The organism is Gordonia sp. p3-SID1431, assembly GCF_025143765.1.
Classification (GTDB): Bacteria; Actinomycetota; Actinomycetes; order Mycobacteriales; family Mycobacteriaceae; genus Gordonia; species Gordonia hongkongensis.
In genome coordinates, this window is record NZ_JAMBDT010000050.1 from 1 (window position 1) to 25,542 (window position 25,542).

The following is a 25,542-nucleotide window of genomic DNA, read 5'->3' on the forward strand; positions in this document are numbered from 1 at the left end:
TATCCCTCCCTCCTCCGCCTTGCCAGACCACCGATCGCTCCACCGGATACCGGCCACATATTTCCGAGACACACCACTAGTCGTAGTAGAACGCGGAGATGTTGTCGCTCTGGTTCTCCGCGGCGATGAGGGCCCGCAGCGCCGACGCGGTCTCCTCCTCGGCGACGAAGTAGACGACCTGCGCGTCGCCCGCCGCTGCGACCTGCTGCTCCATCTGCTTGCGGAGCACCTCGGTGCCTTCCCAGGACGGATCGAAGGTGCCGCCGACGATGTGGTCCTGATACCCCTCACCGAAGGTGATGTGCATGTTGCCGTCGGTGCCGATGCCGTCGAAGACGTAGTCGCCGCGCTTGATCGCGTAGTAGCTCGGCAGGCCGGTCACACCGGAGCCGAACCGGGCCTGTGCCGGTTCCTTGTTCCCGGTGCGGACGTAGACGATCTCGGTGTTGGTCTGCTTCTCGTTGTTGTCGATGAGATCGTTCAGTTCGTCTGTGGTCGCGTCGATGAACGCGAGATAGGTGAAGGTAAACCGCGACGCGATGTTGGTGTCCGGCGGGAGGTTGGTCGCCGCGCAGCGGGTGGTTCCGTTGCGTCCGAAGTCGACCCGCAGGACCACCTTGCACTCACCGCCGACGGCGCCGGGCGGGCGGTTGCCGACCGCGAAGTTCAGCGTCAGGCCGTAGTTGAAGTGGCCACGGACGTCGTCGGCGTACGGGCTGCCCTGCACGGTGTAGTCGAAGGCGCAGGACGAGGTGGTGCACGCACCCGTCTGGCGCGAGGACACCACCGGCTGCTCCATCCAGAGGCCGGGAGCGGGCACCGACAGCAGGTCCGAGACGAGTGCACGCTGGTTCGCGAACACCTTCTGGGCCTGGTCGGCCGGCTGCAGGCTGACCGCGGCGTCGATGTCGTAGGTGACCGGGCCCTGCACGCTCTGACCCTTGACGTTCGTGACGTTCTTCGTCTCCGGGTCGAAGGTGACCTCCCACGCTCCGATCTTCACCTTGTCGTCGCCGACGAACTCGATCGGCGGGTCGGTGGTGGGCCAGCGCCGGGCGTCGGGGGTGCCCTTGTTGGGCGCCGGGAGCTCGGCCCCGAGCTGCGGCGCGTCGCCGTTCTCGATGTTGCCGATGTCGCCGGCGAGGTTGTCCGGGCCGAGGATCGTGCCCAGGCGCGGCAGGCTGGTGAAGCGGGTCGAGGCCCACTTGTTGTCGAGCGGCGCGGCATCGAGATTCGTCTTCTCGGCGTCGACGAGGAGTTCGTTCCACAGAGCGCCGGGGGCGCTGAGGAACGGGCTGTTGCCGATCTGCCGGTACTCGCCCTGCTGTGAGCCCAGGGTGATCGTGCCCTCGGCGGTGTTCGACGTGGTGACGATCAGGTCGTCGAACTCGACCGTCCCCTCGCCGCGCTCGTCGTCGTACTTGTAGGTGACCTTGCCGGTGAACTTCGCCGCCGGGCTGGTCGCCATCTTGAACAGCACCTCGTCGAGGCTCTTCTGCGCGCGGAAGGCGGGGGTGGGCTCCACGGTGCCGGCGCTGCTGAACGGGACGAACGACAGGACGAGCGCGATGACGAGGGCCAGTGCTCCGACACCGAGGGCGATGGCGGCGGGGATGATGGACGGTCTCTTCATGGCGCCTCTTCCTGCTCGCCGGGGCGTCGTCGCCGCGTGCGAGTTGTTCGCAGACAGGGCACCCCGAGCCGGTGATACCGCGTCATATTAGCCGCGGGACACGGCGATCGGGGCCTCAACCCACGGGGTCGGTCGGCTGTTCGGTCGACCACGTGCCGGGGTGGAGCGGACCGGCCGACGGGGGTCTGTCGGCGGTGGCGGGTAACCTGGACAACCGATGAACAGCTCTTCTTCTGCCCCCCTTCTCGCCGGTCGCGCGGGCGCCGCTCCCTCGGGTGCGGCCGCCGACGACCGGGTCGCGCGCCTGCTCGACGGTCTCAACCCGCAACAGCGCGCCGCGGTGCTCCACGCCGGCGCGCCATTGCTGATCGTGGCGGGCGCGGGCTCGGGCAAGACGGCGGTGCTGACCCGCCGGATCGCCTACCTGCTCGCCGCGCGGGACGTCACGCCCGGGCAGATCCTGGCCATCACCTTCACCAACAAGGCCGCCGCGGAGATGCGCGAGCGGGTCATCGATCTCGTCGGCCCCCGCGCCGCCTACATGTGGGTCTCGACCTTCCACTCCACATGCGTGCGCATCCTCCGGGCACAGTCGGGCTTGCTGGAGAAGATGAACTCCAACTTCTCCATCTACGACGCCGACGACTCGAAGCGGTTGTTCGGCATGGTCATCCGGGACCTCGACCTCGACCCCAAGAAGTTCAGCCCACGCGGGGTGTCGGTGGCCGTGTCGAGCTTCAAGAACGAACTGATCTCGCCCGACGAGGCGCTGGCCGCGGCACCCGAGGACGATCCGACGTCGACGACGATCGCGCAGATCTACGCCGAGTACCAACGCCGTCTGCGCGCCGCCAACGCCTTCGACTTCGACGATCTGATCGGGGAGACCGTCGCCCTGCTGCATCGGCATCCGCAGGTCGCGGAGTATTACCGGCGCCGATTCCGTCACGTTCTCGTCGACGAGTACCAGGACACCAACCACGCGCAGTACGTGCTCATCCGCGAACTGGTGGGGGAGCAGACCACCGCGAGTGGTCTGGAGCCCTCGGAGCTGTGCGTCGTCGGCGACGCCGACCAGTCCATCTACGCCTTCCGCGGTGCCACCATCCGCAACATCGAGGAGTTCGAGCGCGACTTCCCGTCCGCCGAAACCGTTCTGCTCGAACAGAACTACCGGTCGACACAGACGATCCTGTCGGCGGCCAACGCCGTCATCGCGCGCAACTCGAACCGGCGCGAGAAGAAATTGTGGACCGACTCCGGTGACGGCGAACTCATCGTCGGCTACGTCGCCGACTCCGACCGTGACGAGTCGACGTTCATCGCCAAGGAGATCGAGGAACTCACCGACTACTCGATCGGGGGGAGCTCGAGCCACAAGTACTCCGACATCGCGGTGTTCTACCGCACCAACACCGGCTCGCGTGCGATCGAGGAGGTGTTCGTCCGGCACGGGATTCCGTACAAGGTCGTCGGCGGCACCAAGTTCTACGAGCGCAAAGAAGTGCGGGATGTGGTGGCCTACCTGCGCGTGGTCGCCAACCCCGACGACTCGGTCAGCCTGCGCCGGATTCTCAACACCCCTCGGCGCGGTATCGGCGATCGCGCGGAAGCCTGCGTCGCCGTGCATTCGGAGAACACCGGACGGAGCTTCTACGAGTCGCTGATGGACGCTGCCGAGGGCAAGGTCGCATTGCTCAACACGCGGGCGGTCAAGCAGATCGGCGGGTTCGTCGAACTCATCGAAGGGCTCCGGTCGGACTTCCTGACCCACTTCGGCGAGGCCGGCACGGAGGACGCGGATGTGGCCTTCCTCGATGCCACCGAGGAGTCGGCCGACATCGGCGAACTCGTCGACGCGATCGTCGAGCGCACCGGCTACCGCGCCGAACTCGAGGCGTCCAACGATCCGCAGGACGGCGCACGCCTCGACAACATCAACGAACTCGTCGCCGTGGCACGGGAATTCAGTGCCGACGCCGCGCAGGTCGACGCCGATGCCGACGATCCCGAGAACGAGGTGGACCGCGAGGGCGAGCCCGAACCCGGTTCGCTCGCAGCGTTTCTCGAGCGGGTCTCACTCGTCGCCGACGCCGACCAGGTGCCGGATGAGGGCGAGGGCGTGGTCACGATGATGACCCTGCACACCGCGAAGGGCCTCGAGTTCCCGGTCGTCTTCGTCACCGGCTGGGAGGACGGCCATTTCCCGCACATGCGCGCGCTCGGCGATCCGGCCGAGCTGAGCGAGGAACGGCGCCTGGCCTACGTCGGGATCACGCGCGCCAAGCAGCGTCTGTACCTCACCCGGTCGGTCACCCGCGCCTCCTGGGGGCAGCCGGTGTCAAACCCGGAATCCCGTTTCCTGCAAGAGATCCCGCAACACCTCGTCGATTGGCGCCGAACCGAACCCAAGCGCTCCATGCGCGGCTTCGGCGGATCGTCGGGCGGCGTGTTCGGCCGCGACGGGGCATTCTCCGGTTCGGGTGGTTCGTCGATGGGCCGTGGCCGGTCGTCGTACTCGTCGGATCCGGCGCGCGGACGCAACAAGCAGGTTCAGCTCGACATCGGCGACCGACACAACCATCCGAAGTACGGCATGGGCAAGGTCGTGGCCAAAGAGGGCAGTGGCGCCACCGAACGCGTCACCATCGACTACGGCGGCAGCGCGGGACGCGTCACGCTTCTCACCGCGGGCGGGATTCCCGGGGACAAGCTCTAGGGCTGGGTTCGCAAGGAGCGCACGCCCCGCTCCCTGATCCGGAAGAAGTGACCCCCACTGCTCCCTGAGGAGCGCCCGGAGCTTGCGGAGGGCGCGTCACGAAGGGTCCTGGTGAGATGCGGTTGTGTCGTCTTCCGGATCAGGGAGCGGAGTGGGACGCTCGCCAGCTCGCTCCCCGGTTCGATTGGAAATTCTCGTCCCCCTCAGCATGGTCGAAGGGCAATGTGCCCTTCAATCATGCTGAGATGGACGAGAATTTACGTCAGTTCGCAATCCGGCCAGGTATCACTACGGATGCGCAGCGTGAGCACGCTGGAATGGCGCCACCAAGCAACAGGAGGTGACCTGTGGAGCCTTCTGCTACCCGGTGTAGCCGGAGAGCTTCACGCCCTTGGCGGCGAGCCAGGGCACGGGGTCGATCTTGGTGTTGCCGTTCTTCCACACCTCGAAGTGCAGGTGCGGGCCGAACGAAAAGCCCTCGTTGCCCACCAGGGCGATGACGTCGCCGGCGGTGACGCGCTGGCCTTCGGTGACCAGGACGCCCGAGGAGGCCATGTGGCCGTACATGGTGACCGTGCCGTCGGCGGCCTGGATCTGAACCCAGTGGCCGTATCCCGACGCGGGCTCGGCCTTGATCACGACACCGTCGGTGGCGGCGTGGATCGGGGTTCCGAGGGGAGCGGCCATGTCGATGCCGCCGTGCATGGTGCCCCAGCGCATCGCGAAGGCGGAGGTGAAGTCGTAGCTGCCGAGGGGGATCGGCGAGGTGAAGAGCGGGCGCCGGGCCAGGGCCTCGCGACGATCCTGGTCGGCCGCCATCTTGGCGCCCACACCCAGCTGGTTGGTGAAGACGTTCATCTGGTCGGTGTGTGCGGTCGCAGCAGCGACGCCGGGGCCCAGTTCCACGGGTGCGGCGCCCGGAGCGGTGGCGTCGTTGACGGCCGCGGCGTTCACGGGTGCGGGCGCCTCGTCGTTCGTGCCGACCTGAGCGACCGCGGCGACGGCCGCGCCGGCGGCCATGGCGATGAGGGCTGCGCGTCCGCCCTTGAGGGCGTTCGGCGGCGCCGCGATGCGGTGCTTGCCGCCACGTCGGACCCGTTGTCCGGCCGGATTCGTCCGGAAGGGGCGATGCTCGGTGTCGTCATCGAGAACGTCGTCGTCGAGCGAATGGAGTTCGCCCCCGTCGAAGCTGTCGAGCTCGGCGCCCTCGACGTCGAACGGCTCGTCGTGCTCGTACTGATCGAACTCGTGCTCGGGGATCAGGATGTCCTGAGTGATCTCCGAACGGGTGGGACGGTAGTAGCCCTGCCACGACGACGGCGTCCAGCCGGCGTCGGAGTGCTCGCGAGTGGAGGTGTCGGAGTCTGCGAAGTCGAACTCGTAGTCGGTGAGGTCGTACCCGGCCGCATCGTCGGTGTCGACGATGGGGATGATCGTGGTCATCTCTTCCGCTGTGACGTCATCGATCAACCCGCCCGATCGGACGCGGCCCGATCCGCGTGAGACACCGAGTCCCGCCAAATCGTCCACCTCATCTCTTCGCTACCGCATCTCGTCGCCGGCGGATCGAAGTCACCGTCCGTAATCCTTCTGTGACCACCGCTGAGAGCCGACGGTAACGAAATGATTGCGGCAAGTCCAACCGTAGAAAGCGACAAACCGGCATATTGTGAGCTGAGTCACATGACTGGGTCGCCGAGTATAGAAATTGCCGGATTTTCTGTTCACTACAGCAAATTCAACCTGTGAAGGCCGCGCGCCGATGGATTCTGCGGTCGTCGCAGCTCATGGGGTCGGACCGACGCTGTGGACCTCACGTCACGACGTCAATACTGTCAGAACCGACCGAGCGAGTGATCTGTCGCACAAGCGCAGGGTGCGCGCGGGGTGGCGATTCCCGACAGGTTTAAAGTCCGATATGGCCCGCATTACACCCTTGCGCGGGCAAATCTACGAGATGGTGAGCTGAATGGATCTCTTCGAATACCAGGCGAAGGAACTGTTCGCCAAGCACGGGGTTCCCACCACACCCGGTCGGGTGACCGATGATGCCGCCGATGCGCGGGCGATCGCCGAGGAAATCGGCAAGCCCGTGATGATCAAGGCGCAGGTCAAGACCGGCGGGCGTGGCAAGGCAGGCGGCGTCAAGTACGCCGCGACCCCGGACGACGCGCAGTCCCACGCTTCCAACATCCTTGGCCTCGACATCAAGGGCCACGTCGTCAAGAAGCTGCTGGTCGCCGAGGCCAGCGACATCGCGGAGGAGTACTACATCTCCTTCCTGCTCGATCGCACCAACCGCTCCTACCTGGCCATGTGCTCGGTCGAGGGTGGCATGGAGATCGAAGAGGTCGCGGCGACCAAGCCCGAGCGCCTCGCGCGGGTCGCCGTCGACGCCGTGAAGGGTGTCGATCTGGAAACCGCGCGCTCGATCGCCGAGCAGGGCCATCTGCCTGCCGAGGTGCTCGACGCCGCAGCGGTCACCATCGCGAAGCTCTGGGAGGTCTTCGTCAAGGAGGACGCCACCCTGGTCGAGGTCAACCCGCTCGTCCGCACTCCGGACGATCAGATCCTCGCCCTCGACGGCAAGGTCACCCTCGATGCCAACGCCGACTTCCGTCAGCCCGGCCACGAGGAGTTCGAGGATCGCGACGCCACCGATCCCCTGGAGCTCAAGGCCAAGGAGAACGACCTCAACTACGTCAAGCTCGACGGCGAGGTCGGCATCATCGGCAACGGCGCGGGCCTGGTCATGTCGACCCTCGACGTGGTCGCCTACGCCGGTGAGAAGCACAACAACGTGAAGCCCGCGAACTTCCTCGACATCGGCGGCGGCGCCTCGGCCGAGGTCATGGCTGCCGGCCTCGACGTCATCCTCGGCGACGAGCAGGTCAAGAGCGTCTTCGTCAACGTCTTCGGTGGCATCACCGCATGTGACGCCGTCGCCAACGGCATCGTCGGTGCTCTCGAGAAGCTGGGGTCCGACGCCAACAAGCCGCTGGTCGTCCGCCTCGACGGCAACAAGGTCGACGAAGGCCGCAAGATCCTGGCCGATGCGAACCACCCGTTGGTCACGCTCGCCGAAACCATGGACTCGGGCGCCGACAAGGCCGCCGAGCTGGCGAGCAAGTAAGGGAGCCACGGAACATGTCGATCTTTCTGAACAAAGACAACAAGGTCATCGTCCAGGGCATCACCGGCGGTGAGGGCACCAAGCACACCGCTCTGATGCTCAAGGCCGGCACCAACATCGTCGGCGGTGTCAACGCGCGCAAGGCCGGCACCACTGTGTCGCACGTCGACGCCGACGGCAACAACGTCGAGCTGCCGGTGTTCGCATCGGTCGCCGAGGCCATGAAGGAGACCGGGGCCGACACCTCGATCGCCTTCGTGCCGCCGAAGTTCTCCAAGGACGCCATCATCGAGGCCATCGACGCGGAGATCCCGCTGCTCGTGGTCATCACCGAGGGCATCCCGGTGCAGGACTCCGCCTACGCGTGGGCCTACAACGTGGAGAAGGGCGAGAAGACCCGCATCATCGGCCCCAACTGCCCCGGCATCATCACGCCGGGTGAGGCGCTGGTGGGCATCACGCCGAACAACATCACGGGCAAGGGTCCGATCGGTCTGGTCTCCAAGTCGGGCACCCTGACCTACCAGATGATGTACGAGCTGCGCGATCTCGGCTTCTCGACCGCCATCGGCATCGGCGGCGACCCGGTCATCGGCACCACCCACATCGACGCCATCGAGGCGTTCGAGAAGGATCCCGAGACCAAGCTGATCGTGATGATCGGTGAGATCGGCGGCGACGCCGAGGAGAAGGCCGGCGAGTACATCAAGGCCAACGTGACCAAGCCCGTCGTCGGCTACGTCGCGGGCTTCACCGCGCCCGAGGGCAAGACCATGGGCCATGCCGGCGCCATCGTCTCCGGCGGTGCGGGCACCGCCCAGGGCAAGAAGGAAGCCCTCGAGGCTGCGGGCGTCAAGGTCGGCAAGACGCCGTCCGAGACCGCCGCGCTGGCGCGGGAGCTCTACGAGGCACTGTAAGAAGTCACGAGAACCGAAGAACCCGAGCGGGTCTGCCCGCTCGGGTTTTTTCGTGGGCCGACCGACCGGATCGGCCCGTGCGATAATTCGTCGGTGAACTCCCCGGCGCGACGCGGCGCGATCTCCCAGCTGGCAGGGGAGTCGATGCGGTTCGCCGGGGTGGTGGCCGATGTCGCGGAACGTCTACCCCTCGCGGGCGGGGTCATCGGGTCCGTCCGTGCGCGGCTGGCCGAGGCCGCCGACACCGCTGTCACCGTGGTGGTCTCGATGACGCGAGCTGTTCTGGGAGTCGTCATCCGGGAGGTCGTCGACGCATTGGTCGAGGAGGTCGACCTCACCGACCTCGTCCTCACCCACGTCGACCTGAAACGTCTCATCAGCGAGGTCCTCGCACTCATCGACATCGACGAGGTGATCACCACGGTCGATCTCGATCGGGCTGTCGCACAGGTGGATCTGATGGCGGCGATCGATCTGGTGGACCTCGACAGGGTGATCGGCAAGGTCGATCTCGACTCCGTCGCCACCCGGATCGACATCGACGCCATCGCGGCCCGGATCGACATCGACGCCATCCTCGGGCGCGTCGACCTGATCGGACTCGCCGAAGAGATCATCGACGGTGTCGACCTTCCCGACATCATCCGGGAGGCGAGCACGTCGGTGACCGCCGATGTGATGACCGACGTGCGCAGCACCAGCGAACGTGCCGACGACGCGGTGGCCAACGCGGTCAACCGATTTCTGCGTCGCCGCGGTGCCGCGGCCATCGAGGCCGCTCCCGATGAGGAGAGGCCACGATGACCGCGGAACCGAAACCGTCGGAGCCGCTGCAGAACTCGGCCCCGACGACGCCCGGTCTGCCACCCGTGCACAAGGCCCATGCGGTGCAGGACCGGGACAAGAACGCGGGCATCGTGAGCCGGGGCGTCGCCTCGTTCCTCGACCTCCTCGTCGTGTGGACGATCCTCGGTGCCGCCTACGCGGGCCTGTCCCTGATGAAGTTCGTGCTCTCGGTCAGCGAATTCTCGTTGCCGGAGGTCAATCTGGTCTTCACCACGACCGGCTTCGTGCTGGTGGCGGTGCTCTACCTCGCGACGTGCTGGGAGGTCTCCGGACGCACCCTCGGGTCGGTCGTGATGGGCCTGCGGGTGGTCAACTCGGAGGGTGCCCGCATCCGGCCGACCATCGCGGTGCTGCGCGCCCTGCTCTGTACGTTCTTCGCGATCGGTCTGGTGTGGGTGGTCGTCGACCGGCGTCGGCGGTCGGTGGCCGACGTCCTCCTGCGCACCCGGGTCATCTACTCTCGCTGACCGCCTTGAGCTGAGCCAGTCCCTTCTCGAAGTCCTTGCCCAGCATCTTGTCGAAGATGCCGAAGAACCCTGCCACGCGGCTGAACAACGTCTGTGCGCCGACCATCGTCCAGGACACCCGCGTCGCCTATCCCTCCGGCGCGAGTTCGAAGGTGACGGTGTTGGTGGCCTTCATCGGCTTCTCGAAGGCCAGGTGAACCTCGACCTCGCGCGGCTCGTCGACGCGCGTGATCTCCATGGCGCCGCGGCCGGCCTTCTTGTTGCCCGACCACGCGTACTTCGCCCCGACACCGGATTCCGCGCCGGAGTAGTCGCGCGTCATGTCGGGGTCGACCCCTTCCCACGGCGACCAGTGCACCCACTGGTGGAAGTCGACCAGGTACGGCAGCACCGCAGAGGGCGGTGCGTCGACGATGGTGGATCGGGTGATGCGGAAGGTGTCGGACATGCGGGCCCCCGGAAGAGATCGGTCGGATACGGAACGGGTGTCGGGCTGACGAGAGTATGACACCGGGCGCCGACGGAAATCATCGCGTCGGGGCGTCGCGGAGGGTGTCGACGTCAGGCCGGAGCCGCCCGGCCGCGGCGGGATACGGTGTGAGGCATGGGTGAGCGGGCATGGCTGACGGCGACAGACCTGCGCGTGATGATCGTCGACGACGGTACGTGGGAACCGTGGGATGCGCCGGTCGGTGAGCCGGCCACGACGTCCGATGGTGCGGACGACACCTATGCCATCGAGCTCGACCGGGCACGCCGAAAGAGCGGTTCGGACGAATCGGTCACCACCGGCGCCGGCGCGATCGGCGGCCGGCGAGTGGCGATCGTGCTGGGGGAGTTCGAGTTCCTCGGCGGGTCGATCGGGCGCGATGCGGGGGCCCGGATCGTCGCAGCGGTCCGACGCGCGACACGCGAACGACTTCCGCTGCTGGCGTTTCCCGCCTCCGGAGGCACCCGGATGCAGGAGGGGACCGCGGCGTTCCTGCAGATGGTCGCCATCACGGGTGCCGTGACCGACCACAAGGCCGCCGGCCTGCCCTACCTGGTGTACCTGCGTCATCCGACCACGGGCGGGGTATTCGCGTCGTGGGGTTCGCTCGGCCACATCACCTGGGCGGAACCCGGAGCGCTCATCGGTTTTCTCGGGCCGCGCGTCTACGAAGGCCTGTACGGGGAGCCCTTTCCGGCCGATGTCCAGACCGCGGAGAATCTGGTACGCACAACGGTTGTCGACGACGTGGTCGATCCCGTCGATCTGCCGGCCCGCCTCGCCGCGGTGCTGCGACTGCTCGACGCGCGTGACCGGCCGTCGTCGGACGGCTCGGTGACGGTACGTCCGCAGCGCGCGCAGACGGGGGAGCAGGAGGACACCTGGGCCTGTGTGCTCGCCACCCGCGAGGCCGGACGCGCGGGCCTGGTCGAGTTCCTGGCCGGCGGGGATTCGGCGCCACTGTCGGATGCCGGGCCACTGCGCTTCTCGCTCAGCGACTTCGACGGTCGGGTCGCGTTGGTCGTCGGCTACGACCGGACGTCACAGGCGGCGGGCGACCTCCCGGGGCCGCGACACCTGCGCGAGGCGCGGCGGGCGATCATGGCGGCCGGCGACCTCGGACTCCCGGTGGTCACCGTGATCGACACCCCGGGCGCGGAACTGTCGGTCGTCGCCGAGGAGGGTGGCCTCGCCGCGCAGATAGCGCGCTGCACAGTCGAATTGCTCAGTGTGCGCGTGCCGACGGTCTCGGTCCTCCTCGGGCAGGGTGCGGGCGGCGCCGCGCTCGCGCTGTTCCCCGCCGACGTCCGGGTCGCGCGCGCCGACGCCTGGCTCTCGCCGTTGCCGCCCGAGGGAGCGAGTCTCATCGTGCACCGTGATCTCGACCATGCCGGTGAGATGGCCTCGCGGCAGGGCATTCTCGCCGGGCGCATGGCCGCGCAGGGCATGATCGACCACGTCGTCGACGCCGGATCGGACGACGAAGCGCTGTCGGCGATCCGCGACTGGATCGGCCGGTACCTCGCGGGATCGCCGGTTCCGGACGACGAAGCACGAACGCGCGTGCCGACGAAAGACGCGCGATGAGCGCGCGCGTCGTCGCCGTCGGGGCGCTCATCACCGACGAGTCAGGACGGATCCTGTTGATCCTGAGGCGGAACGAGCCGTCGGCCGGCCACTGGAGCCTCCCCGGCGGCCGGGTCGAACCCGGAGAGTCGCTGGAGCGGGCGGTGATCCGCGAGGTCGAGGAGGAAACCGGTTTGCGGGTGACGGTCGGCGAACCGGCCATCCAACTCGAGATCCCGGTCGGCGACGGACGGGTGTACGAGGTCCACGACTTCCGTGCCGAGATCCGTTCCGGGGAACTACGTCCAGGTGACGACGCCGCGGACGCGGCGTACTTCACACCGGCCGAGGTCCGTCGGGCGAAGGTCACGAACCGCTTGGTGGAGTACCTGGAGCAGGCCGGTGTGTTGCCGCCGGAGTCGCCCTGACGGCTCACCGCCGACGGTCCCGGTGCAGCGGGGCCGACGTGGTGCACGGACATGGTTTTGTGCAGGATGGAGGGATGACCGATCTACTGCCCCTGGACCCTGACCAACTCCTCACCACCACCCGCTCGGTGCGCAAGCGTCTCGACTTCGAGCGTCCCGTGCCGCTCGACGTGGTCAAGGAGGCGCTCGAGGTCGCGTTGCAGGCACCGACCGGCAGCAACAGCCAGACCTGGCACTGGATCGTGCTCACCGATCCCGAGCTGAAGCAGAAGGTCGCGGATTACTACGCACAGTCGTTCGCCAAGTACTACACCGGCCAGGCTCCACGGGACGAGACCGGCAAGCGCGTCGCGTCCAGTGCCCAGTACCTCGCCGACACGATGGGTCAGGTCCCGGTGCTCGTCATCGGGGCGATCTACACCGGCGGCGACCTGCCGGCGGGTAACCAGGCCGGCGTCTGGGGCTCGCTGCTGCCGGGTGCCTGGAGCCTGCAGCTGGCGTTGCGTGCCCGCGGCCTCGGATCGGCGTGGACGACTCTCCACCTGAACTACGAGAAGGAGGTCGCCGAACTCCTCGGCATCCCGGCCAACATCCATCAGGGCGTGTTGCTGCCGGTGGCCTACAGCAACGGCACCGATTTCAAGCCCGCGCCGCGCAAGCCCCTCGACTCGGTCCTCCACATCGACGGCTGGTGAGGGCGGGGTGCCGGTTCACGGCTGATCCGGCACCTCACACCGGAGTGCCGCCAGCGCCATCGCGGTGAGGAGGCGGCGCAGCCCGTGCTGGTCGAACGCGGGCAGGCGAGGCGACGAGTTGAGCAACCCGAACATCGCGTGAACGCGCACGCGGGCTTCCTCGCGGTCGAGTGTGCCCCCGTTCTCGTCGACCACCGCGAGGAGCACGTCGACCCACCGCTCCACGTAACGGCGCTGCAGCAACCGGACCCGGTGATTGGCGTCCGGGGTCATCGACGGCAGGTCCCGATCCTGCACCGTGATGAGGTCGGGACGGGTGACGAGGACGTCGATGTGAAAGCCAATGAGCGCCACCAGGGTTTCCGTCGGTGAGCCGCCGCGGTCCGCGACCTCGCTGCCGCCGTCGTGCAGTCGCTGACTGATGTCGATGAGCATCTCGTCGAGAAGCTCGGTCTTGGAGGAGAAGTGGCGGTACATGGCCGGGCCGCTCACCCCGACGGCTCGTCCGATGTCCTCCAGTCGCACGCCGGCGAATCCGCGCTCGGCCATCTGGTGGGCGGCGGCGGACAGCAATTCGGCACGACGGGCCGCCTTGGCCTGGGTTCGGCGCGTCGGCGGACGATTCGTGATTCCCGATTCGTCCTCGCGCGGTTCATGCGTCGCGGACATCGATCCCGAACTCTACGCGTTCGCGCGTGCGGACGAGATGCAGCGTGCTCGACGTCGGCGCGCGGATCGCGGGGTGGGTGACCCGGTCGAATGAAAACTGCACGGGCCGGTGCTCACGAGGCCGGGAAGGGCTTAGTCTTGCGCATGATCGCGCGCCGGACGGCGGGCGCAGAACAGCCCGAGAGGGTGGCGGGCCGAGTCCCGCAGCAGCGACGAGGAGCGGATCGTGAATCCAGGCGAACCCCAGCACCCCGGCGGTCAGTGGTCAGGCGTTCCGCAGGGCCCACCGCAGACCGGGGGCTTCGCCGGCAACCAGGATCAGACGGCCCACGTCCAGCACCCCGGCACCGGGAGCCTTCCTCCTCAGCAGTGGAACACCGGCGCGCCGTACCCGCCTCCCGGTCCCGGCTGGGGACAGCCGGCCCGCGGGCCACGTGCCGACCTGTCGGTGATCTTCGCGCTGGCCTCCGCGGTCGCGGGGGTGGTCACGTATTTCATGGGCTTCCTCGGGTGGATCTCGGTCGGGGTCGGTGCCGAGGAGGAACTCAACCGATGGGGAACGGATTTCGAGGAAGGGCAGGGCGGTATTCCCGCGTACTTCTCCTACGAGATCGTCCTGAACCCCGGCAAGTTCTTCATCCTGCTCGGGGTCGTCGGCATCGCGGCGACGTTCGTGCTGGTTCCGAGCTACCGCAAGGCGCTGCCGTTCCTCGCGGTCGTCGGAGTCGCCGCATGGCTGGCCCTGTTCGCCGCGGCACTGATCACGCCGCCGTTCCTCGACCTCGGTGCCGGTGCGATCGTCGGGCTGATACTGGGATTCCTGCAGGTGGCGCTGCTCATCGCGGCGGCCTTCTTGTACGGTCTGAAGAAGGATGACTCGCCCAACCGGGGATGACGGCCCCGACGATCCGATCGTCGGCCTCCTACGTCGTGCGGGATGTGTCTTCGCCGACGAAGAAGCTGCGCTGCTTCGCGAACACACCGCCGACGCAACCGAACTCGACGCGCTCTGTGCCCGACGCGTGGCCGGCGTGCCGATCGAGCATCTGGTGGGCTGGGTGCAGTTCGGCGGGTTGCGGTTGTCCGTGGGCCCGGGCGTCTTCGTGCCGCGGCAGCGTTCCCTGTTGTTGGCGCGCACCGCGATCGCCGCAGCAGATGCGTGCCGGTCGCCGACCGTAGTCGAGGCGTTCTGTGGTGTCGCACCCATCGCCGCGAGTGTTGTGGCCGCGGTGCCTGGCGTCGAACTGCATGTCGTCGATGCCGACGACACCGCGCTCGGCTTCGCGCGCCGAAACCTGCCGGGCGGGTCCGGGATTCACCTCGGTGCCGGGCTCGTCCCGCTGCCGGCAGCACTACGCGGCCGCCTGGACGTGATCGCCGCAGTACCTCCCTACGTGCCCGAGTCGGCGCTCGGACTGCTGGCGCCGGAGGCGCGGGATCACGAACCGCACCGGGCACTGCTCGGTGGCCGGGACGGCCTCGACCACATCACGGCGTTGATCGCCGACGCCCGGAGATGGCTCGCCGTCGGTGGCGAGTTGCTGATCGAGATGAACACCGCCCAGTACGACCTGGTCGCCGTCGCCCCGCCGACCAGAGCGCACTACGAGTGCGAGGTCGTCTCGGGCGACGACGGCCAGACCGCTGTGGCGCGTCTTCGGCGGGCACGCTGAGGCCGGCTGAAAACCACCCTCCCGCGGTGGCCCGACGCCTCATGGGCGTCGGGTGCGCTGTGTCGGGCGGTTTTCAGTTGCGCTAGCTCGAAAGCCCTAGATCCCCAGCACCTCCCGCTGCCGTGCGACCGCTTCCCGGTAGCGCTCGACGTTGGCCATCTTGATCCCCTCGTAACCCCGGACCATGTCCGGTAGTTCCGCGAGGTCGACGACCGCGGGTAGTCGGTCCGCGCCGATGCGACCACTGGCGAGCGCATCGAGCACGGCGTCGACGAGTTCCCGGTACTCGACGACCAGCGCACGCTCGGTGCGCCGGATCTCACTGCGGCCGAACGGGTCCAGTCGCGTTCCCCGGAGACGCTTCATCTTCGCGAGCGCGGTCAGCGGGGTGTCGGCCCACGATCCGAGCGCCAGTTTCTCGCGCATCCCCATGCTGCGCAGGGTCGGCGGGTGGAGGCGTACCGCGACCTCGGCGTCGGCGCCGAACTCGTCGGCGATGCGCGCGGCGAACGACGGGTCCTGCGTGAGCCGGGCAACCTCGTACTCGTCCTTGTAGGCCATCAGCTTGTACAGGTTCCGGGCAACGGCGTCGGTGAGCGAGGAGTCCGGCGCGACGCGCCGTACGCGGTCGACCATGTCGAGGTAGCTCCGCGCGTATCGCTCGTCGGAGTGGGCGGTCAGTTCGTCGTACCGGATCGCGATGGTGCGCCGGAGATCGTCGTCGTGGCACCCGCGCGCGGCGACCACGTCCATGGCGCGGCGGCTCGGTTCGATCTCGGCGACCTCGTGACCGTGCAGTCCGTCGATCGTGCCGGACACGGAGTCGGGATCGGCCACGACCTGCCGCCCGCGCCGGAACGCCTGCACGTTCGCGTGCACGGCCACGCCGTTGAGCTCGATCGCCCGCTCGATGGATTCCGCCGAGATCGCCAGCGCCCCGGCTTGATACGCAGCACCGACCATCAGCATGTTGGCGTACTGCTCGTCGCCGAACAGGGCTGTCGACACCGCTCCCGAATCGAGGTACACGGTCCGCGCGACCCGGGAGTCGATCGCGGAGTGGACGGCGGAGTCCGCCGGGAACCCGACCGAGGTGTCGATGACCATCAACCCGGTCGGCACCTGGGTGGTCGAGACGATCGCGACCGTCTTCTCGGGAGCGGTGACCTTGAGGTTGACCGGGTCGGTGCCGACCAGTGGATCGCACACGAGGTACAGGTCGCAGTCCTCGGACGCCACCTTCGCCGCCTGCTCCATCGGATGCGGGGCCACCTTGATGTCGCTGACCACGGCGCCGCCCTTCTGCGCGAGCCCGGTCATGTCGACGGTCCGGGCCGAGCGGCCGTCGAGGACGGCAGCGGTGGCCAGGACCTGGGACACGGTCACCACGCCGGTACCGCCGATACCCGTGATGCGCAGGGAGAAGGTGTCGCGGATGGCGGGGACCGCGGGCATCGGCAACACGGTGTCCGCCAGATCGGCTGCGCGCGTGCGGATGCGGTCGGTGCCCGGGGTGACCGTGACGAACGACGGGCAGTCGCCCCTGAGGCAGGAGAGGTCGAGGTTGCACGAACTCTGGTCGATGCGCGTCTTGCGTCCGAACTCGGTCTGGACCGGGTGCACCGAGAGGCAGTTCGACTTCTCGCCGCAGTCGCCGCACCCCTCGCAGATGCGTTCGTTGATCACGACGCGACGAGTGGGGGTGGGCATGGCGCCGCGCTTGCGCTTGCGGCGCTTCTCGGCGGCGCAGGGCTGATCGTGGACGAGCACCGAGACGCCCGCGACGCCCGCGAGTTCGGTCTGTACCTCGAGCAGGTCATCGCGGTGGCGAACCTCGACGGTGTCGGGGAGTCCCAGCGTACGAACGTGTTTCGGGTCGTCGGAGGTGACCACGACCCGGCTGACGCCTTCGTCGAGCAACAGTGACGTCAACCGCGGCAGGGTCATCCCGCCCACCGGATCCTGTCCACCGGTCATCGCGACGGTGCCGTTGTAGAGCAGCTTGTAGGTGATGTTCGCGCCCGACGCCACGGCGGCCCGCAACGCCAGCGACCCCGAGTGCGAGAAGGTTCCGTCGCCGATGTTCTGCACGAAGTGTTCCGCGGACACGAACGGGGCCATGCCGATCCACTGCGCGCCCTCGCCGCCCATCTGGGTGACCCCGGCGACGTCGCCGACCTGCCGGGGATCCATCAGCAACACCATCGCGTGACAACCGATCCCGGCGCCGACCAGGGTGTTCTCGGCGACCTTCGTCGAGCTGTTGTGCGGGCAGCCGGAGCAGAAGTACGGCGTGCGCACCGCCAGCGGGAGTTCGATGCGGGTGCGGCGAGCGGCTTTGCGGTCGAGCCAGATCCGCGCGGCGTCGACCCCGTGGCGGGCGAGACGGTCGGCGAGTCCTCGGGTCACCGCGTCGACGTCGAGTTCGCCGAAGCGGGAGAACAAGGTCGATCCGTCTTCGTGCACCTTCCCCACGATGCGCGGGGCCCGCGGGTGGCGGAACAATATGTCGCGCATCATCGTCTCGATGAAGTCGCGCTTCTCCTCGACCACGATGACCTCGTCGAGATCGCCGGTGGCGGTGTCGAACATGAAGCGATTCAGGATCTCTCGCTCGATCGGGTAGACCATGCCGAGCTTGAGGATGCGGATTCCGAGCCGGCGCAGATCGTCGTCGTCGATCCGCATCAGTCGCAACGCTTCCCGGAGGTCGAGGTAGGTCTTTCCCGCGGCGACGATGCCGATGCGGTCGTCGGGACTCGAGACCACGATCCGGTTGAGGCCGTTGAGCCGTGCGTACTCCTGCGCACGCGGGAGGCGGGTGGTCAGCTGATTCTGTTCGAGTTCCATGAGATGGGCGCCGAGCAGTCGTCCGCTGGGCACGTGGGGACTCGTCCCGAGGTCACCGAAGACGGGCACTATGCGGTCCGGGTCGACGCGTGCGGTCGACGCGCCGTCCGCGACGTGCGCGGAGATCTTGAGCGAGGTCCAGACCCCGCTGGTGCGGCTCATGAGCGCCGCATGGACACCGAGATCCAGGATGTCCTGGGAATCGGCCGGATAGAGGATCGGGATGTAGAGGTCGGCCAGCGCCATCTCCGACGCGCACGGGACCGTCGAGGATTTCGCGCCCGGGTCGTCACCGACGAGCGCGACCGCGCCACCAGCGGAATGGGTTCCGATGAGGTTCGCGTGCCGCAGGGCGTCCGTCGCGCGATCGAGACCGGGCGCCTTGCCGTACCAGTATCCGACGACGCCGTCGCGGGGGAGCCCGTCCGCGGACGGCGTCAATTCGGCACCGCCGATGACCTGTGCGGCGAGCTGTGAACCCATCACCGAGGTCGCGGCGAGCTCTTCGTTGAGACCGGGCCGGTGGATGACGTCGTACGGGGCGAGATGCTCGTGCCGTCGGGCGAGTTCGAGATCGTAACCGGCGAGGGGAGAGCCCTCGTAGCCGGAGATGAACGAGGCGGTCCGGAGGCCGGAACGGCGGTCGACGCGAGCGCGGTCGCGGACCATGCGTACCAGGGCCTGGATGCCGGTGAGGTAGATGTCGCCGGACTCGCGGGTGTAGCGGTCGTCGAGCGAGAACCCGGTGGCTGCCGTCTCGGGCGGCGTGCCGGGGGTCGGGACGTGCTCGGAGCGAGCGCGGTCGTCTGCGAGGGTCATGGGGTCACCTGGCCTTCTATGTGCGGTGGCCGGTCCGGGGTTCCGGGGTGTCGGCGCATCGGTTGTGTCGGCCCGGGGGTGGTGGGCCTGCCACAACAGTACGAGAAGACGTGATGCGCGTCACGTAGGTCATGTCGCGCGGTGGATGAACCGGGGCGTGACATGGGCCACTTCATCGCGTACGATCACTTTCAGTTAATAGCCACTAACTGAAGGGTCGACGGTGACCAGCACGCTCGACGGCTTCCGGGCCGCACACCAGCGCAATCTCGACCTGCTCGACGAACGCCTGCGAGAGGTGTCCGCCGGCGGCGGTGCGAAGGCTCGTGATCGCCACGTCGCTCGCGGAAAGTTGCTCCCGCGGGACCGGGTCGACGGGCTGCTCGACGTCGGGTCGCCGTTCATCGAGGTGGCCCCGCTCGCGGCCTTCGGGATGTACGGCGGCAAGGTGCCCGCCGCCGGGGTCATCGCCGGCGTGGGGCGCGTCGCGGGTCGAGAGTGCATGATCGTCGCCAACGACGCCACGGTCTCCGGCGGCACGTACTACCCGGTCACGGTCAAGAAGCATCTGCGTGCGCAGGAGATCGCGGCGGCCAACCGGCTCCCGTGCATCTACCTCGTCGACTCGGGCGGCGCGATGTTGCTCCAGCAGGACGAGGTGTTCCCCGACCGGGATCACTTCGGACGGATCTTCTTCAATCAGGCGACCATGAGCGCCGCCGGCATCCCGCAGATCGCCGCGGTGCTCGGGTCGTCGACCGCCGGCGGGGCCTACGTCCCGGCGATGAGCGACGAGACGGTGATCGTGCGCAATCAGGGCACCATCTTCCTCGCGGGCCCGCCACTGGTGAAGGCGGCGACCGGAGAAGATGTCTCCGCCGAGGACCTGGGCGGTGGTGCGATGCACTCATCGGTCTCCGGTGTCACCGACCACCTCGTCGACAACGACCAGCAGGCGCTCGCCAAGGTCCGCGAGATCGTCGCGACCCTCGGGCCCCGCGAGGCGCCACAGTGGGAGACGATCCCGGTCCGCGAGCCGGTGCGGCCGCAGACCGACATCTACGACGTGGTGCCCACCGACCCGCGAACTCCGTACGACGTCCGGTCGGTCATCGAAATACTGTGCGACGGAGGGGAATACAACGAGTTCAAGGCGAACTACGGCACCAGTCTGGTGACGGCGTTCGCGCACCTGCACGGTCACCCGGTGGGGATCGTCGCCAACAACGGTGTCCTGTTCAGCGAATCCGCGCTGAAGGGAGCCCATTTCATCGAACTGTGCGACCAGCGTCGCATCCCGTTGCTGTTCCTGCAGAACATCGCGGGCTTCATGGTCGGCAAGGCCTACGAGCAGGGCGGCATCGCCAAGAACGGGGCCAAGATGGTCAACGCCGTGGCGTGCGCACGCGTGCCCAAGTTCACCGTCATGGTCGGCGGCTCCTTCGGCGCGGGCAACTACTCGATGTGCGGACGCGCCTACTCGCCCAGATTCCTCTGGATGTGGCCCAACGCCCGCATCTCGGTCATGGGCGGACCGCAGGCCGCCGACACCCTCGGAACGGTGCGACGCAACCAGATCGAGCGATCCGGCGCGGAATGGTCCACCGAGGACGAGGAAGCGTTCAAGGCCCCGATCCGCGAACAGTTCGAACAACAGTCGGATGCCTACTACTCGACGGCCCGGCTGTGGGACGACGGGATCGTCGACCCCGCGCAGACCCGGACACTGCTCGGCCTCGCTCTCGAGACCGCCCGCTACGCACCGCTCGCCGATCCGCGCTACGGCGTCTTCCGGATGTGACCGCCGATGCCGACGTCGCCGAGTCCGAACCCGATCTCCACCGCCCCGTCCCGCCGAGCCCGAGGACCCCGACCGTGAGTACCAGACCCATCCGCAGCGTCCTGGTGGCCAACCGTGGTGAGATCGCCTGCCGGGTGATAGACACCCTGCGCCACATGGGAATCCGCAGTATCGCCGTCTATTCCGACGCCGACGCGCAAGCGCGCCACGTCCGGGAGGCCGACGTCGCCGTGCACATCGGCCCGGCCGCCGCCACCCAGAGCTACCTCGACATCGCAAAAGTGGTCGACGCGGCACGCAAGACCGGTGCCGACGCCGTCCACCCGGGCTACGGATTCCTCTCGGAGAACCAGAAGTTCGCGGCCGCTCTGGCGGAGGCGGGCATCGTCTTCATCGGGCCGCCCGCGGAGGCGATCGCGACGATGGGAGACAAGATCACGGCCCGGGCCGCCGTCACCGCTCGCGACGTGCCGGTGGTGCCGGGTCTGTCGCGCCCCGGCCTGACCGACGACGACCTCATCGCCGCGGCACCCGACATCGGGTTCCCGGTTCTCATCAAGCCCAGTGCGGGTGGCGGTGGCAAGGGGATGCACCGCGTGGCCGAGGCGTCGGAGCTGCCGGACGCGCTGGAGCGGGCCCGCCGTGAGGCCGCCGCCGCGTTCGGCGACGACGCGCTGTTCCTCGAGCATTTCGTCGACACCCCGCGCCACATCGAGGTGCAGGTCCTCGCCGATCAGCACGGGAACGTCATCCACCTCGGCGAGCGCGAGTGCTCGTTGCAGCGGCGGCACCAGAAGGTGATCGAGGAGGCGCCCTCGGCGCTGCTCGACGCCGCGACCCGTGCTCGCATCGGTGAGGCCGCGTGCGACGCCGCGCGCAGTGTCGGCTACACCGGCGCGGGCACGGTCGAGTTCATCGTGTCGGCGCACCGGCCCGACGAGTTCTTCTTCATGGAGATGAACACCCGCCTGCAGGTCGAGCACCCGGTGACCGAACTTGTCACCGGCGTCGACCTCGTGGAACAACAGATCCGCGTCGCCCGCGGAGAAGTCCTGGGTCTGACGCAGGACACGATCACCCTCAGCGGCCACGCGATCGAGGCACGCGTGTACGCAGAGGACCCGGCCCGCGGTTTCCTGCCGACCGGCGGCACGATCGAGCATCTCGTCCATCCCGACACCTCGGCCGGCGGCGGCATCCGCGTCGACTCGGCCATGCTCGACGGATTGCGCGTCGGCAGTGACTACGACCCGATGCTCGCGAAGATCATCGCCTACGGTGCCGACCGGGAGGAGGCGCTCGAACGTCTCGATCAGGCACTGGCCCACACACGCGTGCTGGGCGTGGTCACCAACATCGACTTCTGCCGCTTCGTCCTGCGTCAGCAGGCGGTCGTGGACGCCGACCTCGACACCGAACTGTTGGACCGCCTCGTCACCGATTACGCTGCGCCGGAGCCCATTCCCGAGGCACAGGTGCTCGTGGGTCTGGCGCGGATCGGCGCTCGCGATGCAGACGACATCTGGTCCTCGGCGGTCGGATGGCGGGTCGGTCGATCCGCTCCGGTCCGCACCCGCCTCGTCGCCGGCGGACGACATTCGACGGTGGCCATCCAGGTCGATGCCGCCGACGAATGGTCCGTCTCGGGAACCGCCACCGTCACCTTCGACGACGACGCCGAGGCGCCGTGGACCGGGCACGTGGTCTACCAGCCGGCGCAGCCCGGCGACGGTCGCGGCTCGGACCGCCTGGTCGTCGACGGGGTGACGCAGTCGTGGTCGAGTGTTCGCGTCGGGGAGAGCTGGTGGGTGGGAGGGCCGTCGGGCACCTGGGTCCTCGAACTCGCGAAGCCCCTGCTCGACGAGGCCGCCGACGAGCACGCCGGCGAGATCACCAGCCCGATGCCGGGCACCGTGGTCGCCGTCGCCACCGAGATCGGGGCCGACGTCTCCGCCGGCCAGTCGATCGTCGTCGTCGAGGCGATGAAGATGGAACATGCACTCACCGCGCCGGTGGACGGCACCGTCGACATCTCCGTGAAGGTGGGGGACAAGGTCGACGCGGGACAGATCCTCGCCGTCGTCACCGCCGGCGATCCCCTTGATCCCTGAGGTGCGAGGAGCGAAAGCGACGAGCCTTTACTGATCCCTGAGGTGCGAGGAGCGAAAGCGACGAGCCTTTACTGATCCCTGAGGTGCGAGGAGCGAAAGCGACGAGCCACGAAGGGCCCTGAACCACCCGTCGACAACCTTCCCAGGAGAACACTCACATGGAACTCACCCAGGAGTACACCGACCTCATCGCGACGGTCCGCGACTTCGCGCAGACCGTGGTGGCGCCGGTGGCCGCGAAACACGATGCCGAGCACAGCTTTCCGTATGACGTCGTCGCCCAGATGGGCAAGATGGGACTGTTCGGGCTTCCCTTCGACGAGAAGTACGGCGGCATGGGCGGCGACTACTTCGCCCTGTCGCTCGCGCTGGAGGAACTCGGCAAGGTCGACCAGTCCGTCGCCATCACCCTCGAGGCCGGGGTGAGTCTGGGCGCCATGCCCATCTACCGATTCGGCAGCGAGGAGCAGAAAGAGCAGTACCTCCCCGAACTCACCGCGGGCACGGCGCTCGCCGGCTTCGGGTTGACCGAACCCGGGGCGGGTTCGGATGCCGGGGCCACCGCGACCACGGCCCGGGACGACGGTGACTCCTGGATCATCAACGGCGGCAAGCAGTTCATCACCAACTCGGGGACCGACATCACCTCACTGGTGACGGTGACCGCGGTGACCGGGGTGAAGGAGAACGGCAAGAAGGAGATCTCCACGATCATCGTGCCGTCCGGCACGCCGGGTTTCACCGCCGAGCCGGCGTACAATAAGGTCGGGTGGAATGCCTCGGACACCCATCCGCTGACCTTCACCGACGTGCGCGTTCCCAAGGAGAACCTGCTCGGTGTCCGCGGCCGCGGATACGCCAACTTCCTGTCCATCCTCGACGAGGGGCGGATCGCCATCGCAGCCCTCGCCACCGGCGTCGCCCAGGGGTGCGTCGACGAGAGCGTGAAGTACGCCAAGGAGCGACAATCCTTCGGCAAGGCGATCGGTGAGTACCAGTCGGTGTCCTTTGCGATCGCCCGGATGGAGGCGCGCGCCCACGTCGCGCGGACCGCCTACTACGACGCGGCGGCGAAGATGTTGGCGGGCAAGCCCTTCAAGAAGGAGGCGTCGATCGCCAAGATGATCGCCAGTGAGGCGGCGATGGACAATGCCCGGATGGCCACGCAGATCCACGGCGGGTACGGCTTCATGAACGAATATCCCGTCGCCCGGCACTACCGCGATTCGAAGATCCTCGAGATCGGTGAGGGCACGACCGAGGTGCAGCTCATGCTGATCGCACGCGAGCTGGGGTTCGCATGAGCGACACCACCGGCGGGCGTCGAATCGTGCAGCGCGGGTTGTGGTTCGGCGAGTTCGAGGAGGGCACGATCTACGAACACCGGCCCGGACGCACTGTCACCGAGGCCGACAACGTGCTGTTCACGACGCTGACCATGAACACACAGGCGCTGCACCTCGACGCCGCCTGGTCGGCCGAACAGCCGGGTTTCGGCGGGCAACGGCTGATCAACTCCATGTTCACCCTGTCGACGATCGTGGGATTGTCGGTCTCCCAACTCACCCAGGGCACCCTCGTGGCGAACCTGGGCTTCAGCGAGGTCGCCTTCCCGGCGCCGTTGTTCGCCGGCGACACCCTGTACGCGGAGACCGAGTGCACCGGTAAACGCGAATCGCGGTCGCGTCCGGGTGAGGGCGTGGTGAACTTGACCCACATCGGACGCAACCAGCACGGCGAGGTCGTCGCCCGCGCCGCACGAGCAACGCTGGTGCGCAGGCAACGGACGGAGTGACGACGATGTTCTTCGAGGACCCACCCGGCGGCCCGGTCGCGGGTTCCGGACTGTCGGGGCAGCTCACCAACGCGTGGCTGCCGCCCGGGCCGGCGATGTTGTTCTGCCCGGCGGACCGTCCCGAGCGATACCAGAAGGCCCTCGACCGGGCCGACGTCGTCATCCTCGACCTCGAGGACGCGGTGTCGCCGACGAACCGCGCCGCAGCCCGGGAGGCTCTCGTCGCCAATCCGGTCGATCCGGACCGCACCATCGTGCGGATCAACCCGGCCGGTACCGGCGACTACCGGCGCGATCTCGCCGCCGTCTCGGAGACGAACTACCGGGTGGTGATGCAGGCCAAGGCCGAGGACGTGTCCTCGATCCTGGACACCGCGTTCCAGACGATCGCACTGATCGAGACGCCGCTCGGCGCGACCCGCGCCCGCGACATCGCCGCCACCTCCAACTGCATCGGACTGATGTGGGGGGCAGAGGATCTCGTCGCGGGCCTCGGCGGCACGTCGAGCCGGTTCGGTCCGGGTGAAGCCCGGCCGGGTGAGTACCGGGACGTCGCGAGTTGGGTCCGGTCGATGGTCCGCATCGCGGCCGCCGCGTACGGGAAGTTCGCCGTCGACTCGGTGCACCTCGACATCTCCGACGTCGACGGACTCGTCGCCGAGGTCCGCGACGCGGTGGCCCTGGGTTACACCGCGACCGCATGCATCCATCCGTCCCAGGTCGATCACATCCGGAACGGTTACCGCCCGTCGGACGAGGCGGTCGAGTGGGCGCGCAAGGTCCTCGACGGTGCGGCCGAACACGCGGGCGGGGTGTTCAGCCTCGACGGTCAGATGATCGACGGGCCGGTCCTGCGCCAGGCGGAGGTCGTCCTGTCCCGTGTGAGCGGTACGCGTACCGATCCCGCCCCCGAGAACTGACGAAGCCCCC

At 68.0% G+C, this 25,542-nt stretch carries 19 protein-coding genes and 1 pseudogene; 15 read left to right on the top strand and 5 right to left on the bottom strand.

The window, feature by feature from the left end; all coding sequences use genetic code 11:
* Window positions 1-76 precede the first annotated feature (76 nt).
* On the bottom strand, window positions 77-1,633 hold the full coding sequence (locus M4D77_RS13875; protein WP_259936441.1) for a hypothetical protein: 1,557 nt from the start codon (window positions 1,631-1,633) through the stop codon (window positions 77-79).
* Window positions 1,634-1,850: 217 nt separating this feature from the next.
* On the opposite strand from M4D77_RS13875, the gene M4D77_RS13880 reads away from it, so the two are divergent.
* Window positions 1,851-4,352 carry a UvrD-helicase domain-containing protein gene (locus tag M4D77_RS13880; RefSeq protein ID WP_259936442.1) on the top strand — a complete coding sequence of 834 codons (2,502 nt, stop codon included), beginning with the start codon at window positions 1,851-1,853 and terminating at the stop codon, window positions 4,350-4,352.
* A 360-nt stretch (window positions 4,353-4,712) separates the two neighbouring features.
* Here M4D77_RS13880 and M4D77_RS13885 read toward each other — a convergent pair whose 3' ends face one another.
* A complete protein-coding gene (locus M4D77_RS13885) occupies window positions 4,713-5,882 on the bottom strand; it encodes a M23 family metallopeptidase (RefSeq protein WP_259936443.1) in 1,170 nt (389 codons plus the stop codon).
* 439 nt (window positions 5,883-6,321) lie between these two features.
* On the opposite strand from M4D77_RS13885, the gene sucC reads away from it, so the two are divergent.
* From sucC to M4D77_RS13905, 4 genes are all read left to right on the top strand, one after another.
* Window positions 6,322-7,485 carry an ADP-forming succinate--CoA ligase subunit beta gene (gene sucC / locus M4D77_RS13890; protein ID WP_010843609.1) on the top strand — a complete coding sequence of 388 codons (1,164 nt, stop codon included), beginning with the start codon at window positions 6,322-6,324 and terminating at the stop codon, window positions 7,483-7,485.
* A 14-nt stretch (window positions 7,486-7,499) separates the two neighbouring features.
* Window positions 7,500-8,402 carry a succinate--CoA ligase subunit alpha gene (gene sucD, locus M4D77_RS13895; protein WP_058251543.1) on the top strand — a complete coding sequence of 301 codons (903 nt, stop codon included), beginning with the start codon at window positions 7,500-7,502 and terminating at the stop codon, window positions 8,400-8,402.
* 93 nt (window positions 8,403-8,495) lie between these two features.
* Window positions 8,496-9,206, top strand: a complete 711-nt coding sequence (locus tag M4D77_RS13900; protein WP_259936444.1) for a hypothetical protein — start codon at window positions 8,496-8,498, stop codon at window positions 9,204-9,206.
* The gene (locus M4D77_RS13905; RefSeq protein ID WP_065631780.1) at window positions 9,203-9,715 is read left to right on the top strand and encodes an RDD family protein; all 513 of its coding nucleotides are present in this window, start codon (window positions 9,203-9,205) and stop codon (window positions 9,713-9,715) included. Before M4D77_RS13900 ends, M4D77_RS13905 begins: the two co-directional genes overlap by 4 nt.
* On the opposite strand, the pseudogene M4D77_RS13910 reads toward M4D77_RS13905, so the two are convergent.
* Window positions 9,699-10,163 (bottom strand): annotated as a pseudogene (locus M4D77_RS13910) (SRPBCC family protein). The gene M4D77_RS13905 and the pseudogene M4D77_RS13910 sit on opposite strands and share 17 nt — an antisense overlap.
* A 156-nt stretch (window positions 10,164-10,319) precedes the next feature.
* On the opposite strand from M4D77_RS13910, the gene M4D77_RS13915 reads away from it, so the two are divergent.
* From M4D77_RS13915 to M4D77_RS13925, 3 genes are all read left to right on the top strand, one after another.
* Complete coding sequence (locus tag M4D77_RS13915; RefSeq protein ID WP_259936445.1) at window positions 10,320-11,792, top strand: acetyl-CoA carboxylase carboxyltransferase subunit alpha/beta; 1,473 nt, start codon at window positions 10,320-10,322, stop codon at window positions 11,790-11,792.
* Entirely contained in the window at window positions 11,789-12,199 is a 411-nt protein-coding gene (locus M4D77_RS13920; RefSeq protein ID WP_165630363.1) for an NUDIX hydrolase, read from the top strand. The genes M4D77_RS13915 and M4D77_RS13920 overlap by 4 nt, the downstream gene beginning before the upstream one ends.
* Window positions 12,200-12,273: 74 nt before the next feature.
* Entirely contained in the window at window positions 12,274-12,894 is a 621-nt protein-coding gene (locus M4D77_RS13925) for a nitroreductase family protein (protein WP_259936447.1), read from the top strand.
* A gap of 15 nt (window positions 12,895-12,909) precedes the next feature.
* Here M4D77_RS13925 and M4D77_RS13930 read toward each other — a convergent pair whose 3' ends face one another.
* Window positions 12,910-13,563 (bottom strand): TetR/AcrR family transcriptional regulator, encoded by a 654-nt coding sequence (locus M4D77_RS13930; protein ID WP_259936448.1) that lies wholly within the window; start codon window positions 13,561-13,563, stop codon window positions 12,910-12,912.
* Window positions 13,564-13,789: 226 nt separating this feature from the next.
* On the opposite strand from M4D77_RS13930, the gene M4D77_RS13935 reads away from it, so the two are divergent.
* Window positions 13,790-14,458 (top strand): DUF5336 domain-containing protein, encoded by a 669-nt coding sequence (locus M4D77_RS13935; protein ID WP_259936449.1) that lies wholly within the window; start codon window positions 13,790-13,792, stop codon window positions 14,456-14,458.
* The gene (locus tag M4D77_RS13940) at window positions 14,436-15,236 is read left to right on the top strand and encodes an SAM-dependent methyltransferase (protein WP_259936450.1); all 801 of its coding nucleotides are present in this window, start codon (window positions 14,436-14,438) and stop codon (window positions 15,234-15,236) included. The genes M4D77_RS13935 and M4D77_RS13940 overlap by 23 nt, the downstream gene beginning before the upstream one ends.
* Before the next feature lie 96 nt (window positions 15,237-15,332).
* Here M4D77_RS13940 and M4D77_RS13945 read toward each other — a convergent pair whose 3' ends face one another.
* On the bottom strand, window positions 15,333-18,905 hold the full coding sequence (locus M4D77_RS13945) for an indolepyruvate ferredoxin oxidoreductase family protein (RefSeq protein ID WP_259936451.1): 3,573 nt from the start codon (window positions 18,903-18,905) through the stop codon (window positions 15,333-15,335).
* 223 nt (window positions 18,906-19,128) lie between these two features.
* Between M4D77_RS13945 and M4D77_RS13950 the strand changes: the two genes are divergently transcribed.
* From M4D77_RS13950 to M4D77_RS13970, 5 genes are all read left to right on the top strand, one after another.
* Complete coding sequence (locus M4D77_RS13950) at window positions 19,129-20,706, top strand: carboxyl transferase domain-containing protein (RefSeq protein WP_311199319.1); 1,578 nt, start codon at window positions 19,129-19,131, stop codon at window positions 20,704-20,706.
* Window positions 20,707-20,780: 74 nt separating this feature from the next.
* On the top strand, window positions 20,781-22,817 hold the full coding sequence (locus tag M4D77_RS13955) for a biotin carboxylase N-terminal domain-containing protein (protein WP_259936452.1): 2,037 nt from the start codon (window positions 20,781-20,783) through the stop codon (window positions 22,815-22,817).
* A 158-nt stretch (window positions 22,818-22,975) separates the two neighbouring features.
* Complete coding sequence (locus M4D77_RS13960) at window positions 22,976-24,121, top strand: acyl-CoA dehydrogenase family protein (RefSeq protein WP_058251531.1); 1,146 nt, start codon at window positions 22,976-22,978, stop codon at window positions 24,119-24,121.
* Entirely contained in the window at window positions 24,118-24,612 is a 495-nt protein-coding gene (locus M4D77_RS13965) for a MaoC family dehydratase (protein WP_058251530.1), read from the top strand. The genes M4D77_RS13960 and M4D77_RS13965 overlap by 4 nt, the downstream gene beginning before the upstream one ends.
* Before the next feature lie 5 nt (window positions 24,613-24,617).
* The gene (locus tag M4D77_RS13970) at window positions 24,618-25,532 is read left to right on the top strand and encodes a CoA ester lyase (RefSeq protein WP_058251675.1); all 915 of its coding nucleotides are present in this window, start codon (window positions 24,618-24,620) and stop codon (window positions 25,530-25,532) included.
* Window positions 25,533-25,542: the final 10 nt, after the last annotated feature.

Bases quoted from the DNA above. Each gene is read 5' to 3' on its own strand.
- M4D77_RS13875 (WP_259936441.1), bottom strand. From the start codon at position 1,633: ATGAAGAGACCGTCCATCATCCCCGCCGCCATCGCCCTCGGTGTCGGA.
- M4D77_RS13880 (WP_259936442.1), top strand. From the start codon at position 1,851: ATGAACAGCTCTTCTTCTGCCCCCCTTCTCGCCGGTCGCGCGGGCGCC.
- sucC (WP_010843609.1), top strand. From the start codon at position 6,322: ATGGATCTCTTCGAATACCAGGCGAAGGAACTGTTCGCCAAGCACGGG.
- sucD (WP_058251543.1), top strand. From the start codon at position 7,500: ATGTCGATCTTTCTGAACAAAGACAACAAGGTCATCGTCCAGGGCATC.
- M4D77_RS13905 (WP_065631780.1), top strand. From the start codon at position 9,203: ATGACCGCGGAACCGAAACCGTCGGAGCCGCTGCAGAACTCGGCCCCG.
- M4D77_RS13915 (WP_259936445.1), top strand. From the start codon at position 10,320: ATGGGTGAGCGGGCATGGCTGACGGCGACAGACCTGCGCGTGATGATC.
- M4D77_RS13920 (WP_165630363.1), top strand. From the start codon at position 11,789: ATGAGCGCGCGCGTCGTCGCCGTCGGGGCGCTCATCACCGACGAGTCA.
- M4D77_RS13925 (WP_259936447.1), top strand. From the start codon at position 12,274: ATGACCGATCTACTGCCCCTGGACCCTGACCAACTCCTCACCACCACC.
- M4D77_RS13930 (WP_259936448.1), bottom strand. From the start codon at position 13,563: ATGTCCGCGACGCATGAACCGCGCGAGGACGAATCGGGAATCACGAAT.
- M4D77_RS13940 (WP_259936450.1), top strand. From the start codon at position 14,436: ATGACTCGCCCAACCGGGGATGACGGCCCCGACGATCCGATCGTCGGC.
- M4D77_RS13945 (WP_259936451.1), bottom strand. From the start codon at position 18,905: ATGACCCTCGCAGACGACCGCGCTCGCTCCGAGCACGTCCCGACCCCC.
- M4D77_RS13960 (WP_058251531.1), top strand. From the start codon at position 22,976: ATGGAACTCACCCAGGAGTACACCGACCTCATCGCGACGGTCCGCGAC.
- M4D77_RS13965 (WP_058251530.1), top strand. From the start codon at position 24,118: ATGAGCGACACCACCGGCGGGCGTCGAATCGTGCAGCGCGGGTTGTGG.
- M4D77_RS13970 (WP_058251675.1), top strand. From the start codon at position 24,618: ATGTTCTTCGAGGACCCACCCGGCGGCCCGGTCGCGGGTTCCGGACTG.